Source organism: Solwaraspora sp. WMMD406 (genome assembly GCF_029626025.1).
Taxonomy (GTDB): domain Bacteria; phylum Actinomycetota; class Actinomycetes; order Mycobacteriales; family Micromonosporaceae; genus Micromonospora_E.
In genome coordinates this window covers 2,330,052-2,346,863 of sequence record NZ_JARUBF010000001.1, presented here as the reverse complement: position 1 = coordinate 2,346,863, position 16,812 = coordinate 2,330,052, and the positions used below count along the sequence as shown (strand labels likewise).

Genomic DNA, 16,812 nt, shown 5'->3' with positions numbered 1-16,812 from the left:
TCGGCGCCGACGTCACAGCAGCGCGCCTTCGTCGTGCAGCCAGTCGACGAAGGTGGTCGCTACCGCCGCACCGCAATCCAGGACCTCGACCAGCAACGCGTCGTGCGCGCCGGCTGCCAGCGGGACCTGCAACTCGGCGTAGATCGGCAACTGTCCCCGATCGGTCGGGTCACCGACGTACGCCTTGCAGAACCGACGGGTGTGGTTCCACTCGTTGACCACCCGGTACGCACGGTCCGCCCAGTCGGGTGGGACGGTGGAGTGCGGTCGGGCCCGGACCACGAGAATCTCGTCGTCCGGGCCTTCGAGAGTGAACAACACCGCGTGCCGCTCCCACATGGCCAGCAGGCTGCCGTCGCCATCGGCGAGATATCGTACGTCGAGCAGGTCGAGGGCCTCGCCGATACGGCGCAGGGTGACCGGAGCGACCTGCGACGACCCGTTCCTGTTGACTGCCTGGCCAGCGGCGGACGGTGCCGGCTGACATGGCAGCACCGGCGATCTCGCCGGGCTCAGCTCGGTTGACGAACGGGACGCCTGCTCGGGCGTCCGCGGGGCCGGCGGCCCCAGTCGAACGCTGCCGTCCCCTCCGGATCTGCTTCGGCTATCCGGCTCACCGCCACCTGTGTGACCGGAGCGCCATGACCACCACGGCATTGTGCGCACCTCACTCCCCAGCGGATCCGGGCGCCTACATTGCGTCGGATCCGAGGGACGACGGTACCCGGATAGCTGTATCGAGGCACCCCCCCAACGGCCGCACCGAGCCAGAGGGATGAGATACCCTCATACGTTCGTATGAGTAATCCTCGGCGCAATGCCCAAATTGTTAACTCTTTGCATCCAGGCAGTTCCAAACGGTGCATCCATGGCTATCCAGGTCCCCACCCGGCGAACCCGGACCATGGGCACCGTCGAGCCCATCTCCGGCGGACCGGCGTCCGCCCCGAGGAAGCCCATCTGGACCAGAGCCTGAATCAGCCGCTGGGGAATCTCGATCCGCTCCGTCCACCCGCCGGACGCACGACTCCCCGACGGCCCGGCCGACACGCCACCCTCGGCACGCCGCCGGGCCGGGTCGAGGTCCTCGACCCCGGCCACGGCGGCCCGGTACGCCCGCGCGCCGGCCGGCCGGTCGGCGTTCACCACGATGGCGACATGGTCGAGCAGGGCGTCCCGCAAGGCACGCTGACCGATGGGCCGGCCGCCAACGCCTTCGGCGGCGGCCGTACGCAGGGTGCCGGCCGCCGCCGCCGCGATCCGCCGGATCTCCGCGACGGGTACGGTCTCCACCGTGTGTGAGGCACCGGTCGGCAACGACCAGCGCCAGTCGCCGTCGCGCCGACGAGGCAGCGCCACGCCGCCGGCCGTCAGTTCGAGCAACAGGTCCGAGGCCGCCACGGTAACGTCCCCCGGCCCGGGGCCGGACACCGTCCGCTGGACCAGCACCGACCATGGCAGTCGGGCCCACAGCGTGGTCCGTTCGGGCGCGCCGGAGGTCGCTCCGCCCGCGACAACGGCGCTGGCGGCCGCGACAACGGGCCCGGCGGCCGTGTCCGGCCCCCGGGTGGCGTCGGGCCCACGGGCCGGGTCCGCCCCCGCGACCATGCCGGTACGGGCCGAGCGGACCCGTACCAGGCCGGCCCGGTCCAGCCGGATCAACCGAGTCAGAAAGGCCGCCGCGTCGTCGACGCCACCGAGACGGTGGCCGTGCGGGGCGCCGTCGCGGCCGGGCCGAGCGCCGTCGCGGCCGTCGCCGCCGGGCGGGGTGCCGTCCGGGGCTGGAGCAGCCACGTCAGCCACCGGCGGCAACCGGCACGTACGGCAGCAGGAACGCGCGCTCCGCCTCGGTGAGCCGGCGCGGCCGTCCCTGGCCGAGATCGAAGGGAACCAGCACCGACCGGGCCCGACTGACCAACGAGTCCCCGTCGAACATCTCGTAGCCCACGATGAACCGGGACGGCCGGATCTCCTCGATCCACAGTTCGATCCGGACGCTCGGCGCCTGCTCGGCCGTTGCCCGGCCGAGTCGGTAGTCGACCGGACGCAGGTAGTCGACCTCGTGTCGATGGATCAGGACCCCTTCGGCGAACGAGTCGATGCCCCAGGCCCGGCCACCCGAGAACATCAGCGCCACCCGGGCCTCTTCGTAGAGAGTGAGGAACCGCGCGTTGTTCAGGTGTCCGTACGCGTCCAGGTCGGACCAGCGCAACGCGGCGTGGAAGGTGTACCGACGACCCCCCGGACCGGACGCTGCCGGCGGGCCTGCCGGCTGGCCTGCCGGCAGGGCGACCGCGTTCGAGTCGGCCGGTGCCGTGACGCGGTCCGGCCGACTCGTCGCGGGTCTAGTCACGGGTCAGCTTGCGGTAGGTGACCCGGTGCGGTCGGGCCGCGTCGGCACCGAGCCGGTCGATCTTGTTCTTCTCGTACGACTCGAAGTTGCCCTCGAACCAGAACCACTTCGCCGGGTTGGTCTCGTCGCCTTCCCAGGCCAGGATGTGGGTGGCCACCCGGTCCAGGAACATCCGGTCGTGGGAGATGACCACCGCGCAGCCGGGGAACTCCAGCAACGCGTTCTCCAGGCTGGACAGTGTCTCCACGTCCAGGTCGTTGGTGGGCTCGTCGAGCAGGATGACGTTGCCGCCGATCTTCAGGGTCAGCGCCAGGTTGAGCCGGTTGCGCTCGCCGCCGGACAGCACCTTGGTCGGCTTCTGCTGATCCGGGCCCTTGAAGCCGAAGGCGGCCACGTACGCCCGGGACGGCATCTCGACCTTGCCGACCATCAGGTGGTCCAGTCCGTCGGAGACGACCTCCCAGACGGTCTTGCTGCCGTCGAGGCCCGACCGGTTCTGGTCGACGTAGGAGAGTTGGACCGTCTCGCCGACCCGGACCTGACCGCTGTCCGGCTGCTCCAGACCGACGATCGTCTTGAACAGGGTGGTCTTGCCGACGCCGTTCGGGCCGATGATGCCGACGATGCCGTTGCGGGGCAGCGAGAAGCTCAGCTTGTCGATCAGCACCCGGTCGCCGAAACCCTTGGTCAGCTCGTGTGCCTCGATGACCGTGTTGCCCAGCCGGGGGCCCGGCGGGATCTGGATCTCCTCGAAGTCCAGCTTGCGGGTCTTCTCCGCCTCGCTGGCCATCTCCTCGTAGCGGTCCAGCCGAGCCTTGGACTTGGTCTGCCGGGCCTTGGCGTTGGAGCGCACCCACTCCAGTTCCTCGCCGAGACGCTTCTTGAGCTTGGCGTCGCGCCGCCCCTCGACGGCCAGCCGGGCCGCTTTCTTTTCCAGATAGGTCGAGTAGTTGCCCTCGTAGCCGACCGCGCGACCCCGGTCGAGTTCCAGGATCCATCCGGCGACGTTGTCCAGGAAGTAGCGGTCGTGGGTGATCGCCATCACGGTGCCGGCGTACTTGGCCAGGTGCTGTTCCAGCCACTGCACGCTCTCAGCGTCGAGGTGGTTGGTCGGCTCGTCGAGCAGCAGCAGGTCCGGGGCCTCCAGCAGCAGCTTGCACAGCGCGACCCGGCGCCGCTCCCCACCGGAGAGCTGAGTCACCTCGGCCTCCGGTGGCGGACAGCGCAGGGCGTCCATGGCGAGTTCGAGCTTGGAGTCGACGTCCCAGGCGTCGGCATGGTCCAACTCCTCCTGCAGCTGGCCCATCTCGGTCATCAGTTCGTCGGAGTAGTCGGTCGCCATCTGCTCGGCGATCTTGTTGAACCGCTCCAGCTTGGCCTTGGTCTCGGCGACGGCTTCCTCGATGTTGCCGAGCACGGTCTTGGCGTCGTTGAGCGGGGGTTCCTGGGCGAGCAGGCCGACGGTGTAGCCGGGCATCAGCCGCGCTTCGCCGTTGCTGGGCCGGTCCAACCCCGCCATGATCTTGAGCAGGCTGGACTTACCGGCACCGTTCGGACCGACCACACCGATCTTGGCACCGGGCAGGAAGCTGAGCGTCACGTTGTCCAGCACGACCTTGTCGCCGTGCGCCTTACGCGCCCTCTCCAGGACGTAAATGTACTGGGCCACGGTGCGGCCTACCTCCAGAAATCTCGTGGGACCCCGCCGCGTACGGGCGATCTCGGACCTCGCGGTCCGCCCGCCCCCGCGCTGCGCGGTGGGGCGTGGTCTTTCGCGTACGGCGAACCACCGGTGTACGCCGTCGTCAATCCTGACAGGTGGAGACGTCACACCGCACCTCACCCCACCGATGGACCCACCGATAGACCCGACGCCGCGCGTCGAGAACCAGGGTGTCGGGTACGCCACCGCGTCGAGTGGTTTCGGCGTCCCGATCCGCTGGGCACCAAGGGGTGGACCCTCCGGGTACCAGATCGGCTGGCACCAAGAGGGGGACGGGGATCCAGCCACCGTGCCTGCACAGTAGGCTCAGGGCGGTCCCGTAATCACCGGAGGTGTACGGAACGTGACGGTTCGGAGCTCGTTCGTAGTGGTCGCCAACCGCCTGCCGGTGGACGAGGTGACCACTCCCGAAGGTCGCCAGTGGCGACGCAGTCCAGGCGGTTTGGTAACGGCCCTGCATCCGGTGCTCGCCCAGCACCAGGGCACCTGGGTGGGCTGGGCCGGTGGAGCCGGTGCCGCACCCGAGCCGTTCGACCTCGAGGGTATTCGGCTGCATCCGGTGCCGTTGAGCGCCGAAGAACTGGAACGTTACTACGAAGGACAGTCCAACGCCACGATCTGGCCGCTGTACCACGACGCGGTCGAGACGCCGGCTTTCAAGCGCCGCTGGCGAGAGGCGTACCGGGTGGTCAACGCCCGGTTCGCGGAGGCCGCCGCGGAGGTGGCCGACGAAGGCGCGACCGTCTGGGTGCAGGACTATCAGCTCCAGCTGGTGCCGGCGATGCTCCGGGAGATCCGTCCTGACCTGCGGATCGGGTTCTTCCTGCATATCCCGTTCCCACCGATCGAACTGTTCATGCAGATGCCGCAGCGGGCCGAGATCCTGCGCGGTCTCCTCGGTGCGGACCTGGTCGGTTTCCAGCAACGGCTGGCGGCGCAGAACTTCGTCCGGCTGGCCCGGCACCTGCTGGGCCTGCGCTACGAGGGCCAGATGATCCAGGTCGACGGCCGAAAAGTCAAGGCCGGGGCGTTCCCGATCTCGATCGACGTACCCGAGATGGAACGGATGGCGCACGACCCGGCGGTGGAGGCGCGCGCCAAGCAGATCCGCGCCGAGCTGGGCGATCCCAAGACCGTCGTGCTCGGCGTCGACCGACTGGACTACACCAAGGGAATCGAACTCAGGCTGAAGGCTTTCCGTGAGCTACTTGCTGACGGAAAGCTGACAGTTCCGGACGCGGTTATGGTGCAGGTCGCCACTCCGAGCCGCGAGCGGGTCGAGCACTACCAGGCACTTCGGGTCAAGGTCGAGCGCGAAGTTGGCCGGATTAATGGCGAATTCGGCCGGGTAGGTGTCCCCGCTGTGCACTACCTCCACCAGTCGTACAGTCGCAGTGAACTCGCCGCGCTCTACCGCGCGGCCGATGTGATGATGGTGACACCACTGCGAGACGGAATGAACCTGGTGGCCAAGGAGTACGTCGCGGCCCGCGCCGACACCGGCGGGGCACTCGTACTCAGTGAGTTCGCCGGCGCCGCAACGGAGCTGCGTCAAGCGTTCCTGTGCAACCCGCACGACCCGGACGGAGTCAAGGACGCGTTACTGCGGGCGGTACACGTCGACAGTTCCGAGGCCCGGCGGCGGATGCGAATCATGCAACGCCACCTGCGGACCCACGACGTCGGCCACTGGGCCCGCTCCTTCCTCACAGAACTCGGTGTGCCCGAGACGGAGGAATGAATGAGAACGTCCGTCCTTGACGGGGACGTACGCGCGGCGGCGGATCAGATCGACCCCGACCTGCGCGCGGCTATCGGGCGGATCGCCCGGATGCCAATCTTGCTGGTGGCCTGCGACTACGACGGCACCCTGGCCCCGATCGTCGAGGATCCGAGCAAGGCGGTGCCACTGCCGGAGTCGGTGGCGGCCGTACGGGCACTGGCGGCCCTGCCGCAGACCACGGTCGCCGTGGTCTCCAGCCGGGCGCTGCGGGACCTGGCCGCGCTGTCCCGGCTGCCCAGCGAAGTCCATCTGGTCGGCAGTCACGGCTCCGAGTTCGACATCGGCTTCGTCGAACGACTCTCCCCCGAGCAGCTCCAGGTGCACTCGCAGCTCAAGCGGGAACTCCGGCAGCTCATCAAGGAACAGCCCGGTGCCCGACTGGAGGTCAAACCGGCCAGCGTCGCGGTGCACACCCGGGGAGCCGACCCGCAGGTCGCCGCAGCGGTCGTCGAAATGGTTCGCTCCGGACCGGCCTCCTGGCCCGACGTGACGGTCACCCAGGGCAAAGAGGTGATCGAACTGTCGGTGGTCGCCACCGACAAGGGCAGCGCGCTGGACCAGATCCGCACCCAGACCTCGGCCAGCGCCGTACTGTTCATCGGCGACTCGGTGACCGACGAGAGCGCCTTCGCCAACCTGCACGGACCAGACGTCGGCATCAAGATCGGCCCCGGCGAGACCCGGGCCGGGTTCCGGGTGGACGAGCCCATCGACGCCGCTCGCGTGCTCGGCGTGCTGCTGGCGACCCGACGCAACTGGCTCTACGGCGAACACGCCGTACCGATCGAGCGCCACTCGATGCTCGCCAACGGTCGGACGGTGGCTCTGCTCACCCCGGACGCCAAGGTGACCTGGCTCTGTCACCCCAAGCCCGACTCGTCGGCCATCTTCGCCGATCTGCTCGGCGGCGCACCGGCCGGCCACTTCACGGTGGCACCGGCTCGCGGCGGCATCCCGCTCGGCCAGCGGTACCGCCCCGGCACCATGACGGTGGAAACCCGTTGGTCCGGGCTGACCGTGACGGACTGGCTGGACCATCCCCCGGCGGAGGCCGCCACCGGCGACACCGTCGTGCTCGATGCCGACTCGACGCTGCTCCGGGTGCTCACCGGTACCGGGCAGGCGCAACTGGAGTTCGCGCCAAGACCCGAGTTCGGCCAGGTCACCGTCCAGCTGCAACCGGTCGGTGACGGGCTGTTGGTACTCGGATCCAACGAGCCGGTCGCCCTCTACTCCCCCGGTGTGGAGTGGAAGGTCGTCGACGACGCCGGCCGGGAGACCGCTCGCGCCACCGTCGACCTGGCCGGCCTCGGTGGCATGCTCACCATGGAGCTGCGCTTCGGCTCGCACAGCCTGGAGCACCACACGGTCGCGATCGCGCAGCGCCAAGCAGCCGCGGAGCAGCCGTGGCGAGACTGGGTACGGGGACTGCGGTTGCCGAACACCGGCCGGGAACTCGTCGCCCGCAGCGCGTTGACGCTTCGTGGACTGTGTCACGAGGCGACCGGTTCGATCCTCGCCGCCGCCACCACGTCGCTACCGGAAGAGGTGGGCGGGGTCCGTAACTGGGACTACCGCTACTGCTGGTTGCGCGACGCCGCGATGAGCGCCCGCGCACTGGTGGATCTCGGCTCGCTGGCCGAGGCCGAGTCGTTCCTGCGCTGGGTGGACGGCTGTGTGGAACGGACCGGCGGACACCCGGAACGGCTGCACCCGCTCTACACCGTCGAGGGTTTCGAACTGGGTGCCGAAGCAGTCATCGACACGCTGCCCGGATACGCCGGTTCTCGTCCCGTACGGGTCGGCAACCTCGCCAACCACCAGTTGCAGCTGGACGTCTTCGGACCGATCGCCGACCTGCTCGCCGTCGTCGCCGACGCCCGAGGCACCGTACGCGACGAGGAGTGGCGGGTGCTGGAGGCGATGGTGCAGGCGGTCGAGCGTCGCTGGCACGAACCCGACCACGGCCTGTGGGAAGCGCGGCTGGCGCCCCGGCATCACGTCTTCTCCAAGGTGATGTGTTGGATGACCGTCGACCGGGCGTTGCACGTGGTACGTCGGCACGGCGGCGGCGATCGGCCGGAATGGGTCGAGTTGCGCGACCGGATCGGCCACAACGTGCTGGAGTACGGCTGGCACGCCAAGGCCGGCGCCTACACCGTCGCGTACGGCGACGAGGAGATGGACGCGTCCTCGTTGTGGATCGGGCTGTCCGGGCTGCTGCCCGACGACGACCCCCGGTTCCTCGCCACGGTGTTGAAGGTCGAGGCCGACCTGCGCAGCGGTCCGGTCGTCTACCGCTACCGGTGGGACGACGGGCTACCGGGCCGGGAGGGCGGATTCCACATCTGCACCGCCTGGCTGATCGAGGCCTATCTGCGGACCGGCCGACGCGGCGACGCCGAGGAACTCTTCGAACAGATGATCGCTACCGCCGGTCCCACCGGGCTGCTGCCCGAGCAGTACGACCCACTCGCCGAGCGGGGCCTGGGTAACCATCCACAGGCGTACAGCCATCTGGGCCTGATCCGATGCGCGTTGCTGCTGGACGACATGTTCGTCCGGTGATCCGGTTCTGACCTGGTCCGGCCGTCGCTCCCCCGGCGTGCCGGACCGCCACCCGAACCGTTTCTGCGGAGCGGGTCAGTCGGGATCGGTCGGGTCGAGTGCGGTGACCACGGCGCCGACCACGACCACGGCGGGCGGTCGCAGCCCGGCCGCCGCCACCGCCGCCACCACGTCACCCAGGTTCGATCGGATCGTCTGCTGCCCTCCGGTGGTGGCCTCCTGCACCACCGCCGCCGGGGTGTTTGCCGGTCGGCCGTTGGCGAGCAGCACCGCCACGATCGCCGGCAGGTTCTTGAGCCCCATCAGGATCACCAGGGTGCCCCGCAGCCGGGCCAGGGCCGCCCAGTCGACCAGCGAGAGCCGGTGTTCCGGGGGCAGATGCCCGGACACCACGGTGAACTCGTGCGCCACGCCACGATGGGTGACCGGGATGCCGGCCGCCGCCGGAGCCGCGATCGAACTGGTCACCCCGGGTACCACCGAGACGGAGATCCCGGCCCGCAGGCAGGCCGACAGTTCCTCGCCGCCCCGGCCGAACACGTACGGATCGCCACCCTTGAGCCGCACGACGGTCGCGCCACGCCGCGCCCGGTCGACGATGAGCCGGTTGATCTCCTCCTGGGCCGCCGCCGGCCCGTACGGGATCTTGGCCGCGTCGATCAGCTCCACCTGCGCGGGCAGTTCGTCCAGCAGCAGCCCGGGGACGAGGCGGTCGGCCACCACGACGTCGGCTTCGGCCAGCAGTCGGCGTCCCCTGACGGTGATCAGCTCGGGATCTCCCGGCCCCGCGCCGACCAGGAAGACCCGGCCGGCGCGCTCGGCGGGCTCAACGGGCTCGGCACCGGTGTGACCGGCCGGACCAGGCGGCGACACCGCCACCGGGATCGTCCCGTCGGCCAGCCGGTGCCGAATCGCGTCCCGCACCCGGACCGCGCGCTGCGGATCGCCGCCGCCGATGACGGCCACGGTCACCGGCCCGTGTCGGGTCACCGCCGGGGTCCATGCGGTGGCCTCGGTCCGGTCGTCGGCCCGTACGCAGAAGATCCGCCGCTCCTCGGCGGCCGAGCTGGCCTCGGCGGCGGCGGCGGGATCGTCGACGGCGACCTGCACCAGCCAGACCCCGTCGAGGTCGGCCGGTTCGAACCGCCGTCGCCGCCAGGTCAGCCGACCGGCGTCGGCCATCCCGTGCAGGGCCGGGGTGAGTCCGGGAGACACCACCAGGACGTCGGCGCCGGCGTCGAGCAGTGCCGGGACCCGCCGGGTGGCGACGGCTCCGCCACCGACGACCAGCACCCGGCGTCCGGCGAGCCGCAATCCCAATGGGTACAAGTTCACTTCTCGGAGACTCCCGCCGCGTCGAAGGTGGCCACCTCGTGCAGGACCCGGACCGCGCTGGCGACGATCGGCAGAGCGAGCAGGGCGCCGGTGCCCTCGCCCAGGCGCAGCCCCAGGTCGACCAGGGGCGTCAGGCCGAGATGTCGCAGCCCTACCGTAGCGCCCGGCTCCACCGAGCGGTGGCCGGCGACCATCGCCGTGACCGCCAGCGGACTGAACGCCGCTGCCGCGAGGGCGGCGGCGACCGCGCTGACCCCGTCGACGATCACCGGCACCCGCCGGGCGGCGGCGCCGAGGACGAAGCCGCAGAGCGCGGCGTGTTCCACGCCGCCGACGGCCGCCAGCACCCCGAGGGGGTCGTTCGGGTCGGGCTGGTGTCGGCGCAGCGCCGTGTCGACCACCGATACCTTCCGCTGGTACGTCTCGTCGTCGACCCCGGTGCCGCGACCGGTCACCTCGACGGCGGTCGCTGCGGTGAACCCGGCCACCAGCGCGGCGGCGGCCGTGGTGTTGGCGATCCCCATGTCACCGGTGAGGAGCGCTCGGGCTCCGGCGTCGTGCAGTTCGCCAGCGACCCGGATGCCGGTTTCGACGGCCGCCCGCGCCTGTTCGACGGTCATCGCCGGACCGGCGGACAGGTCGTCGGTGCCGGCTCGGATCCTGGCACTGATCAGACCAGGGGCGGGGTCCAGCGGTCCGACGACACCGACGTCGACCACGGTCACGGTCGCACCGGTCTGCCGGGCGAACGCGTTCACCACCGCGCCGCCGGTCAGGAAGTTGGTCACCATCTGCGCGGTGACCTCTTGCGGCCAGCCGGTCACCCGTTGCCGGTGCACGCCGTGATCGCCGGCGAAGACAGCGACCGCGCCGGGTTGCGGCAGCGGCGGCGGGCAGCCGCCGGCGAGCCCGGCCAGCCGTACCGACAGGTTCTCCAGGACGCCCAGCGAGCCGGCGGGTTTGGTCAGTCGCGCGTGTAGGTTCCGGGCCTGTTCCATCGCCGCGCTGTCGGCGGGGCGCAGCGCGGACAGGGTCGCGTCGAGCATCGGTCCTCCAAGGTCGTCTGTCGGACATCCAGGGGGTCGTCGCGTCGGGCGTCAGTCGGCCAAGGTCTCGGCCAAGGTCTCGGCCAAGGCGTCGACGAAGGCGTCGGTGGTGGCAGTGTCGCGTACGGCGACCCGCAGCCAGTCGGCGCCCAGTCCCGGGAAGGTGTCGCCCCGACGTACCGCGTAGCCCCGGGCCCGCAGCCTCGACCGGGCACGGTCCGCGCCGGCCAGGTGGATCAGGACGAACGCGCTGCTCGGCCGCCCGGCGACCGTGACGTCCGGCAGGTGCGCCAGCCGCTGGACCAGGTGAGCGCGGTCGGCGGCCAGCGCGGCGGCGATCCGCCGTTCGGCGGCGACGGCCCGGCGGCCGGCGCAGATCTCGGCGGCGACCAGCGCCGGGGTCGACACCGCCCAGAGCGGCTGTACGACGGCCAGTCGGCGCAGCACGTCGGCTGGCCCGAGTAGGTAGCCGATCCGGAGCCCGGCCAGGCCCCAGGTCTTGGTGAGGCTGCGGACCACGACCAGGCCGGGTAGGTCAGTCCGGGTGGCCAGGGAGTGCGGTTCGCCGGGCACGCCGGCGGCGCAGGTGGTGTCGGCGAACGCTTCGTCGACCACGAGGGTTCGGCCGGGGCGGGCCAGCCGGGCCAGGGTCGGTGCGGGGTGCGACACCGAGGTCGGGTTGGTCGGGTTGCCGATCACCACCAGGTCCGCGTCGGGCGGGATCGCGTCCGGGTCCAGGGTGAACCCCGATTCCGCGGTGAGGACGACCCGCTCCACCCGGTGTCCGGCGTGGCGCAGCGCGGCTTCCGGCTCGGTGAACTGAGGGTGTACGACCACCGGGCGGCGGGCGTCCCGCAGCGCCTGGGCCAGCAGCACGAAACCCTGCGCCGCGCCGGCGGTGAGCAGCACCTGGTCGGGGTCACGCCGGTGCCGGGCGGCGACCGCGATCTGGGCCGGGCGCGGGTCGGGGTAGCGGGCGAGGGTGTCCAGGCTGGCCCGGATGGGCTCGGCCAGCCAGGGCGGCATCGGCGCGGTCCGTACGTTGACCGCGAGGTCGACCAGGCCGGGCGTGGCCTCGCGGTCGCCGTGGTGGGCGAGGTCGACCGTTGCCTCGCGGTCGCCGTGGTGGGCAAGATCGCCCGTTGCCCCGCGGTCGGCCCGCCGGGCGAGGTCGTGCCCGGTCCGACCGCTGCTGCCGTTGTCCCCCATGACCGCCGATCATGCCTGGTCGGACGAGGCGAAATCGACGAAGGGTGACGCTTGTGACACGATTTGCCTTCTGGTTTTAATCCTTTTGGTCATATTTTGCGGCGGTCCGGCTTACCTTCGACTCGTGAGGAAGCGCACCCGGACTCCCGCCCGAAGCGGTCGCCTTGTCCAGTTGGTCCGTGCCGGACTGATCGCCGGCGTCGTGGTCGCCGCCACCATCTATCCGATCGCCGGAATCACCGGCCTCGCGGTGATCGCCAGCACCAAGGCGATCGAGCAGATCCCCACCAAACTGCGTGACGCCGACCCGGCCCAGACCTCGTACGTGTACGCGGCGGACGGCCGGACGCTGGTGACCATGTTCTACGAGGAACATCGCAAATACGTACCGCTAACTGAAATGTCACCGTTTATCCAGCAGGCGATTGTCGCGTCCGAGGACGTCCGGTTCTACCAGCACAACGGCGTCGACCCCAAGGGCGTGGCCCGGGCGTTCGTCGCCAACTCCCAGGCCGGCGGCGTCTCGCAGGGCGGGTCCACCCTCACCATGCAGTACGTCCGGCTGGCGCTGCAGGAGACCGCGCAGAGCCCCCTGGAGTTGCAGGCGGCCACCGCCCAGACCCCCGGCCGCAAGATCCGCGAGATCCGGATCGCCATGGAACTGGAAAAGGAAATGTCCAAATCGGAGATCCTGGAGCGTTACCTCAACGCGGCGTACTTCGGCCATCGGGCGTACGGCATCTACGCGGCAGCGGAAATCTTTTTCTCCAAGCATCCCCGGGAGCTGTCCGCCAGCGAGGCCGCGCTGATCGCCGGCCTGGTCAAGGCGCCCTCGGAGTACGACCCGGCGACGTCCGACCAGACCGCCGCCACCGAGCGGCGCAACTACGTCATCGATCGGATGGCCGATCTGGGATACCTGTCCCCGATCGCGGCGCAGCGGTCCAAGGCCGAACCGATCGAACTCAATCTGAGCACCCCGGCCAACGAGTGCGTCTCGGTGCCACAGGAACACAACGACTGGGGCTTCTTCTGCGACTACCTGAAATCGTGGTGGATGAGTCAAAAGGCGTTCGGCGACAGCCCGTCGGAGCGCCTGGGTAACCTGCGCACCGGCGGATACCGGATCGTCACCAGCCTCGACCCCGGGATCCAGAAGGCCGCCCAGGACCAGGTGACGTCCCGCGAGTCGATCGGTAGCCCGTTCGCGCACGGTCTGGTCGCCGTCGAGCCGGGCACCGGCCATGTCAAGGCGATGGCGGTGAACCGGGTCTACTCGTTGGACCAGACAGACAACGGCGCGCACTCCAACCCCAGCCTCCGCGACAAGATCAAGGGCAACTACCCGAACACGGTGACCCCGCTGCTCGGCGGCGGAGACCTGCCCGGCTACCAGGCCGGATCAACGTTCAAGATGTTCACCATGCTGGCCGCGTTGGACGCCGGCATGCCGCTGCGCTCCGGCTTCAACGCCCCGCACCGGATCCACTCCATCTACGACGGCGGTCAGGGCAGTAGCAGCTGTGGCGGACGCTGGTGCCCGAGCAACGCCTCCGGCGCGATGGCCGGCTTCCACTACATGTGGTCCGGTTTCGGCAAGTCGGTCAACACCTACTTCGTGTGGCTGCTGCAGCAGGTCGGCGCGGAGAAGGCGGTGCAGATGGCCGAACGGCTCGGGCTGCGCTGGCGGACCGACGTCGACAAGCGCAACGCCTCACCCGAGCACGCCGACAAGTGGGGTGCGTTCACCCTCGGCGTGTCCGACGTGACGCCGCTGGAGATGGCGAACGCGTACGCGACCATCGCCGCCGACGGCAGCCACTGCGAGGACTCGCCGGTGCTGTCGGTGCAGAACCCCGACGGCAGCCCGGTCACCTACCGTACGTTGACCGGGGTCGAGGTCGAGGTGGCCACCCCGCGCTGCCACGCGGCGTTCTCGCCGGACGTCGCCCGAGCAGCCACCGACGCGGCCCGCTGCCCGGTCGGCGACCGGCCGGCAACCGGCGGCTGCGGCGGTTGGTCGACCGCCGACGGCGTGGCCAAGGCGGTCGGCCGACCGGTCGCCGGCAAGACCGGTACCACCGACAGCACCAGGTCGGCCTGGTTCACCGGCTACACCCCGGAGCTCGCGGTGGCCAGCTTCATCGCCGACCCGGACAACCCGTTCAACGCGGTCGGTGACTGGCAGTCCCAGAAGCCGGTCGACTCGGCCGCCGGAACGCTGAAAAACGCGCTGAAGGACCGCCCGGTCCGGCAGTTCGCTCCCCCGTCAGCGCAGATCGTCGGATGAGCCGACGAGCAGCGACGGATCCTGTTCCGCCGGCCGTGGCCCGGCCGGCGGAGCATCCGGACCAGGTGTCACGGCACCCGGGCCGACGGGCAACTGCGCCGCCGGACCGGCGGAGGCCGGACCGGCCGCCACCACCAGCCGTCGGGCGATCTGCGGCATACCGGCCCAGTGCAGGATCAGCTGCGAGGCGTGCACCCGCCGCCACACGAACCCCTCGGGCACCCCGTTTCCCCAGGTCCAGGCCGGAGTGTGCCCGGCCCGGGGACTGACCACCAGCTGGTGTTGCTTGTAGCCGGTGACCCGGGCACCGAGCATGGCGATCGGGGTGGCCGCCCGTGCGGTCGCCTCCCGGTAGCCGACGATCATCCGGTCGGTCGTGGTGGCGACCGCGTCGAACACCTCACCCATCGGGCGACCGTCGCACTCGCGCAGCAACCAGAGCAGCCCGGTGCCTTCGGCCAGGACCGGCCGGCCGGACCGGGCCAGATCCGCCACCGCCACGGTCAACGCGCGGTTGGCGGACAGTTCCGCCGCGTACCCCTCGGGTATCCCGCCCGGCAGCACCAGCGCGGCGGTCGACTCCGGCAGCGACTCGTCGCGCAACGGATCGACCGGCACCACCGCGCCACCGGCGGCGGTGATCAACTCGACGGTCTCCGGATAGCCGTAGACCAGTTCGGAGGTACCGGCGACGGCGATCACCGGGCGACGGGCCGACGACGCAGGCAGCGGGCCGTCGGAGGCCACGGCGTCCGCCGCCGACCAGGCCGGTACGGTCAGCTGTGGCGCGGAGCGGGCCAACCCGAGCAGCCGGTCCAGATCGATCGCGCCGTCGACGACCTCGCCGAGCCGACGGATCAGCCGTACCGCGTCGACGGTGTGCTGCGCGACCGGCACCACCCCGGCCGCGCGGGGAAGACCGGGAGGGAGCTCGCCGCGCCGCAGGGCACCGAAGACCGGCACACCGATCTCGTCCAACGCGTCCCGCAACACCTGCTCGTGCCGCTCCGAGCCGACCCGGTTGAGGATCACCCCACCCAGCCAGAGCATGTCGTCGTAGGCCCGGAAGCCGTGCACCAACGCGCCGATCGACTGTCCCATCGCGGCGACGTCGACCACCAGCACCACCGGCGCGCGCAGCGCGGTGGCCACGCTCGCCGTGGAGGCGCTGTCGGCGCGGCTGCCGAGGCTGTCGTACAGGCCCATCGCGCCGGCCAGTACGGCCAGATCCGCACCGGCCGCGCCGTGCGCCAGCAGCGGCCCGATCCGGTTGGCGCCGACCAGCTGCGGGTCGAGGTTGCGTCCCGGCCGGCCGGCCGCCGCGCCGAGATAGGCCGCGTCGGTGTAGTCCGGGCCGATCTTCATCCCCGCGACGGTCAGGCCGCGCCGACGCAACGCGGCGAGCAGGCCGACCGCGACCGCCGTCTTGCCGTGTCCGGACGCGGGTGCGCTCACCACCAGGCGGGCTACGGGCGGCATCGGCGACTCCTCTGGCGATCCGGGTCCGGCCGTGACCGGACGGGCGTTCGACGGTCCGACCGTCGTCGCACGATTGTCGGTGACGGCCGCAAGACCATACCGGTCGGTACCGACCGGTGCCTTGTTGACATCCTCGCCGCCCTAAGCGGCGGCGATTCCAGCCACACCGCGCGTGTCACGCGCGGTGTTCTGGTGGGTTACCGTTTCACCGCGCGGTGCCGGGACGGGTCCCGGTCCTACCCGCGCTCCACGGTCGTTGAAGTCCGCCTGCCCGGCGGCCTTGATGTTGATCGCCGCGTTGACGTCCCGGTCGTGGAGACCGCCACACGGACACACCCACGACCGGACGTCGAGCGCCATCTTCTCGTTGACCCGGCCACAGTCCGAGCACATCCGGGTGGACGGGAGCCACCGGTCCACCCGGGCGAACGTGCGTCCGTACCTCGCCGCCTTGTACTCCACCATGGCGACGTACGACGACCATCCCGCGTCGTGGACGGACTTCGCCAGCCTCGTGCGGCCGAGACCGACGACGCACAGATCCTCGACGTACACCGCTTGATTCTCGCGAATGATCGTCGTGGACAGCTTGTGCTGCCAGTCCCGCCGGGTGTCGGCCACCCGGGCGTGTGCCCTGGCGACCTTCACCACAGCCTTCTTGCGGTTCTGACTCCCGCGCTGCTTGCGGGACAGGGCCTGTTGCAGCCGCTTGAGCTTGCGGGCCGCGCGGCGCAGGAACCTGGGTGCGGCCACCTTCGTACCGTCCGACATGACCGCGAAATGCGTCAGCCCCAGATCGATCCCCACTTCCGAGTCCGACTCGGGCAGCGGCTCGTCCGTGGACGAGACGACGAACGAGGCGAAATACCGCCCGGCGGCGTCCCGGATGACCGTCACAGAGGACGGGTCCGACGGCAACGACCTCGACCAGCGGACCGTGAGGTCGCCGATCTTCGGCAGCCGCAGACGGCCGTTGTCCAGGACCGTGAACCGGGAGTTGCGGGTGAAGCGGACAGCCTGCCGGTT

The 16,812-nt window shown here is 70.6% G+C and carries 10 protein-coding genes and 2 pseudogenes; 3 read left to right on the top strand and 9 right to left on the bottom strand.

The annotated features are described in order from the left end of the window. Positions 1-12: 12 nt before the first annotated feature. The 4 genes and pseudogenes from O7632_RS10680 to ettA form a co-directional block, all read right to left on the bottom strand. On the bottom strand, positions 13-657 hold the full coding sequence (locus O7632_RS10680) for a YbjN domain-containing protein (RefSeq protein ID WP_278113612.1): 645 nt from the start codon (positions 655-657) through the stop codon (positions 13-15). A gap of 486 nt (positions 658-1,143) precedes the next feature. After that, positions 1,144-1,671 (bottom strand): annotated as a pseudogene (locus O7632_RS10675) (hypothetical protein); the annotation flags it as partial. Positions 1,672-1,795: 124 nt separating this feature from the next. Further along, positions 1,796-2,287 (bottom strand): thioesterase family protein, encoded by a 492-nt coding sequence (locus O7632_RS10670; protein ID WP_278119964.1) that lies wholly within the window; start codon positions 2,285-2,287, stop codon positions 1,796-1,798. Between the two features lie 58 nt (positions 2,288-2,345). After that, a complete protein-coding gene (gene ettA / locus O7632_RS10665) occupies positions 2,346-4,022 on the bottom strand; it encodes an energy-dependent translational throttle protein EttA (RefSeq protein WP_278113610.1) in 1,677 nt (558 codons plus the stop codon). A 397-nt stretch (positions 4,023-4,419) separates the two neighbouring features. On the opposite strand from ettA, the gene O7632_RS10660 reads away from it, so the two are divergent. Next, on the top strand, positions 4,420-5,817 hold the full coding sequence (locus O7632_RS10660) for a trehalose-6-phosphate synthase (RefSeq protein WP_278113609.1): 1,398 nt from the start codon (positions 4,420-4,422) through the stop codon (positions 5,815-5,817). Next, positions 5,818-8,427: a trehalose-phosphatase gene (gene otsB, locus O7632_RS10655; protein WP_278113607.1), complete on the top strand. Its 2,610-nt coding sequence runs from the start codon at positions 5,818-5,820 to the stop codon at positions 8,425-8,427. Between the two features lie 75 nt (positions 8,428-8,502). On the opposite strand, the gene cobA is transcribed toward otsB, so the two are convergent. The 3 genes from cobA to cobC are packed head-to-tail and all read right to left on the bottom strand — an operon-like array spanning position 8,503 to position 12,017. Continuing rightward, positions 8,503-9,762, bottom strand: a complete 1,260-nt coding sequence (gene cobA / locus O7632_RS10650; protein WP_278113605.1) for a uroporphyrinogen-III C-methyltransferase — start codon at positions 9,760-9,762, stop codon at positions 8,503-8,505. Then, on the bottom strand, positions 9,759-10,808 hold the full coding sequence (gene cobT, locus O7632_RS10645) for a nicotinate-nucleotide--dimethylbenzimidazole phosphoribosyltransferase (RefSeq protein WP_278113603.1): 1,050 nt from the start codon (positions 10,806-10,808) through the stop codon (positions 9,759-9,761). The genes cobA and cobT overlap by 4 nt, the downstream gene beginning before the upstream one ends. A 51-nt stretch (positions 10,809-10,859) precedes the next feature. Continuing rightward, positions 10,860-12,017: an Rv2231c family pyridoxal phosphate-dependent protein CobC gene (cobC, locus tag O7632_RS10640; RefSeq protein ID WP_278113601.1), complete on the bottom strand. Its 1,158-nt coding sequence runs from the start codon at positions 12,015-12,017 to the stop codon at positions 10,860-10,862. A 124-nt stretch (positions 12,018-12,141) separates the two neighbouring features. Here cobC and O7632_RS10635 point away from each other — a divergent pair, with 124 nt between their 5' ends. Next, positions 12,142-14,307: a transglycosylase domain-containing protein gene (locus O7632_RS10635; protein ID WP_278113598.1), complete on the top strand. Its 2,166-nt coding sequence runs from the start codon at positions 12,142-12,144 to the stop codon at positions 14,305-14,307. On the opposite strand, the gene O7632_RS10630 is transcribed toward O7632_RS10635, so the two are convergent. Both O7632_RS10630 and O7632_RS10625 read right to left on the bottom strand, forming a co-directional pair. Further along, positions 14,287-15,786, bottom strand: a complete 1,500-nt coding sequence (locus tag O7632_RS10630) for a cobyrinate a,c-diamide synthase (protein WP_278113596.1) — start codon at positions 15,784-15,786, stop codon at positions 14,287-14,289. The genes O7632_RS10635 and O7632_RS10630 overlap by 21 nt on opposite strands. Positions 15,787-15,927: 141 nt before the next feature. Further along, positions 15,928-16,773, bottom strand: a pseudogene (locus tag O7632_RS10625) (transposase); the annotation flags it as partial. Between the last annotated feature and the right edge of the window lie 39 nt (positions 16,774-16,812).

Excerpts from the sequence above, each read along its gene's own strand:
- O7632_RS10680 (WP_278113612.1), bottom strand. The coding sequence starts at position 657 with ATGCCGTGGTGGTCATGGCGCTCCGGTCACACAGGTGGCGGTGAGCCG.
- otsB (WP_278113607.1), top strand. The coding sequence starts at position 5,818 with ATGAGAACGTCCGTCCTTGACGGGGACGTACGCGCGGCGGCGGATCAG.
- cobT (WP_278113603.1), bottom strand. The coding sequence starts at position 10,808 with ATGCTCGACGCGACCCTGTCCGCGCTGCGCCCCGCCGACAGCGCGGCG.
- cobC (WP_278113601.1), bottom strand. The coding sequence starts at position 12,017 with ATGGGGGACAACGGCAGCAGCGGTCGGACCGGGCACGACCTCGCCCGG.
- O7632_RS10630 (WP_278113596.1), bottom strand. The coding sequence starts at position 15,786 with ATGCCGCCCGTAGCCCGCCTGGTGGTGAGCGCACCCGCGTCCGGACAC.